4 protein-coding genes are annotated in these 2,718 nt (G+C 66.4%); 2 read left to right on the plus strand and 2 right to left on the minus strand.

Annotated features, from left to right (window positions below):
- Together QOC69_RS31210 and QOC69_RS31215 are read right to left on the minus strand one after the other, a co-directional pair.
- The coding region (locus QOC69_RS31210) for a Zn-ribbon domain-containing OB-fold protein (protein ID WP_526446377.1) at nt 1-330 on the minus strand (330 nt) is incomplete at its 3' end.
- Between the two features lie 7 nt (nt 331-337).
- Complete coding sequence (locus tag QOC69_RS31215; protein ID WP_526446378.1) at nt 338-1,495, minus strand: thiolase family protein; 1,158 nt, start codon at nt 1,493-1,495, stop codon at nt 338-340.
- A 203-nt stretch (nt 1,496-1,698) separates the two neighbouring features.
- On the opposite strand from QOC69_RS31215, the gene QOC69_RS31220 reads away from it, so the two are divergent.
- Both QOC69_RS31220 and QOC69_RS31225 read left to right on the plus strand, forming a co-directional pair.
- A complete protein-coding gene (locus tag QOC69_RS31220) occupies nt 1,699-2,331 on the plus strand; it encodes a TetR/AcrR family transcriptional regulator (protein ID WP_526446379.1) in 633 nt (210 codons plus the stop codon).
- 85 nt (nt 2,332-2,416) lie between these two features.
- Nucleotides 2,417-2,718 (plus strand): SDR family NAD(P)-dependent oxidoreductase (locus QOC69_RS31225; protein WP_526446380.1); only part of this gene is annotated, 302 nt, incomplete at its 3' end.

Here is a 2,718-nt window from a genome sequence, read left to right on the forward strand (position 1 = left end):
GAGCTCCACCCGGTCGCCGATACGGCACCGTCCACTGCCGACGATCCGGGACAGCATCCGCGGGCCCTCGTCCAGGTCGATCAACGCGATGGTGAACGGCGCCTGTTCGGCGAACTCCCCGAACGGCCGGTGCGCGACGGTGTATGCGTACACGGTTCCCGAGCCAGCCGCGACGAACCAGCTCAACCGGTCGCTGAAGCAATGCGGGCAGACCACCCGTGGGTAGAACACCGCACGGCCGCAGCCGGTGCAGCGCTGGAGCCGCAACTCGCCAGCGATGATGCCGTCCCAGAACGGCTTGGTCTCCGCATTGGGAGTGATGGTCGACATCAGCGGATCAACTCCTTCCGAGCACCACGGTCGAGGTCGTGGACAACATGCCGCCAGTACCGTTTACGAGAGCGAGTTCGGCGTCCGCCACCTGTCGGCGCGGGTCGTCGGCGTAGTCGTGGCGCAGCTGCCGGGTCGCTTCGATGAGCAGAAAGATCCCGTACATCCCGGGATGGGTGTAGGACAACCCGCCGCCATCGGTGTTCATCGGCAGCTCTCCCCCGGGCGCAGTGCGCCCATCCCGGACGAACTCCGCGGCCTCACCCGGCTTGCACAGTCCCAGCGACTCCAGGGTGAGCAGCACGGTGATGGTGAACGAGTCGTAGATCTCCAGGAGGTCGAAGTCGTCCGGACCGACGCCGGCCATCTGCATCGCCGCCGGTCCGGACTGGGCCGCGCCTGTCATGGTCAGATCGGGCATGTTCGCGATTGAGGAGTGCGTGGTTGCCTCACCGTGCCCGAGCACCACGACCGGACGGGTGCGCACGTCGGGCCATCTGTCCTCGGCGGCCACCACGACCGCGCCCCCACCGTCGGTGACCAGGCAGCAGTCCAGTTTCCTCAGCGGCTCACAGATCATCGGAGAGGCGAGGACGTCGTCGACGGTGATCGGGTCGCGGTAGTAGGCGTTCGGGTTGAGGCTCGCCCACTGGCGGGTGTTGACCGCGACCTCCGCCATCTGCGCGCTAGTGACGCCGTACTGGTGAAAGTACCGGTTCGCGGCCATGCCGTACGCGCCGACGGGCAGCGGCATCCCGTATGGCTTCTCGAACTGGTTGGCGACCGGATCAGAGGCGTCGACCTGACTGTTGCCCAGTGGATCAGAGCGCTGCGTGCTGCCGTAGGCGATCAACGCGACATCGATCAGCCCGGCCCCGATCGCGGCGGTGGCGTGCCCGAGATGCGCCTCGAACGAGGACCCGCCGATGTTGGTGCCGTCCAGATAGCACGGCCGGATGCCGAGATACTCGGCCAACATGACCGACGGGCCCCAGGCCCAGCCCCCGGCCACCATGAGCGCGTCCACGTCGGCACGGCCCAGCCCGGCCTCCGCCAGGGCCGCCTTGCTCGCCTTTGCCTGCTGGGACAGGACGGTCAGGTGCGGCGTCTTGCCCACATCAGACTCGGCTACCCCAACGATGGCCGCCCGCCGCCGCGGGCTCACGCGCCGATCTCCGTACGCGCCTGAAGCTGTCGATACCCGACAGCACTGGACAAATTGATCATAGGTGTCTTCCCTGTTCCCATCACGGCAACGCCGGCTTTACGTTAGAGCTATTTCTAGAATCTGACTCTAGGAATGCGTTAATTCTGCCTCGCGGACGAGTATCGTGTCAAGCAACACTGGATTCGAGGGAGAACCTGCCGATGCCACGCAAGGCAACTGAGACGAGTGGGAACGGCAGCGGCAACGCCTGGCGATGGAGCAGTACCGCGGACACCCGCAAGTCCCTACTCGACGCCGCCAGCGAAGTGTTTGGCGAACACGGCTTCGCCGACGCCAGCATCGCCGCCGACGTCGAACGCGCCGGATCCAGCGTCGGCAGCCTCTACCACCACTTCGGCGGCAAAACCGAACTCTTCCTGGCCTTGTGGGAGCGCAACCAAGCCGAACACAAACACAACGCCGCCGCTGCCGTCGCCAAAGCCAAGGCAGCAGGCGAGAACAACCCACTCACCCTGTTCACCATCGGCGCCCGCACCTTCCTCGAGGACGCCTGGCGGTGGCGCGACCTGGAACAGCTGTTCCTCGACGGCGACAGCCCACCTGGGTTCGAGCTCGTCCGCCGCACCCAGGCGCGCGAGTGGATCCGGCAGAACGCGGTGCTCCTCGACGTAGGCAACGACCCGGTCGACCGGCTCACCGTCACCGTCCTCAGCAACATCATCGACGCCGCCATCCTGGAGGTCGCGACCAGTCCCAAACTGCGGCAGGCGAGGGCCATCATCGACGCCGCCCTCGACCTCATCCAGCGCGTCCACCCCGGCATGGGTGCCTGAACCACACTTACGATGTTGACATCAACCTCCGAGCTGCCTAGCGTTGGTTCTAGAAAGAGATTCTAGAAATGATCGGAGAACGCAGATGACTGGAATCGTGGTCGGCCGAGTGGTCGTCGTGACCGGTGCGGCTCGCGGCATCGGCCGTGGTCACGCGCTGGAGTTCGCGCGGCAGGGCGCCAAGGTCGTGGTCAACGACCTTGGCGCCGAGGTCGACGGAACCGGTTCGTCCACCGGGCCGGCGGGCGAGGTCGTCGACCAGATCCGGGCTGGGGGCGGCGAGGCCATCGCCAACGGGGAGGACGTGTCCGACTTCGACGGCGCGCGCCGCCTGGTCGAGTCCGCCGTCGACGCCTTCGGGGACCTGCATGTACTGGTGAACAACGC

It is taken from the genome of Mycobacterium sp., assembly GCF_032162105.1.
Classification (GTDB): Bacteria; Actinomycetota; Actinomycetes; order Mycobacteriales; family Mycobacteriaceae; genus Mycobacterium.

Excerpts from the sequence above, each read along its gene's own strand:
- QOC69_RS31220 (WP_526446379.1), top strand. The coding sequence starts at position 1,699 with ATGCCACGCAAGGCAACTGAGACGAGTGGGAACGGCAGCGGCAACGCC.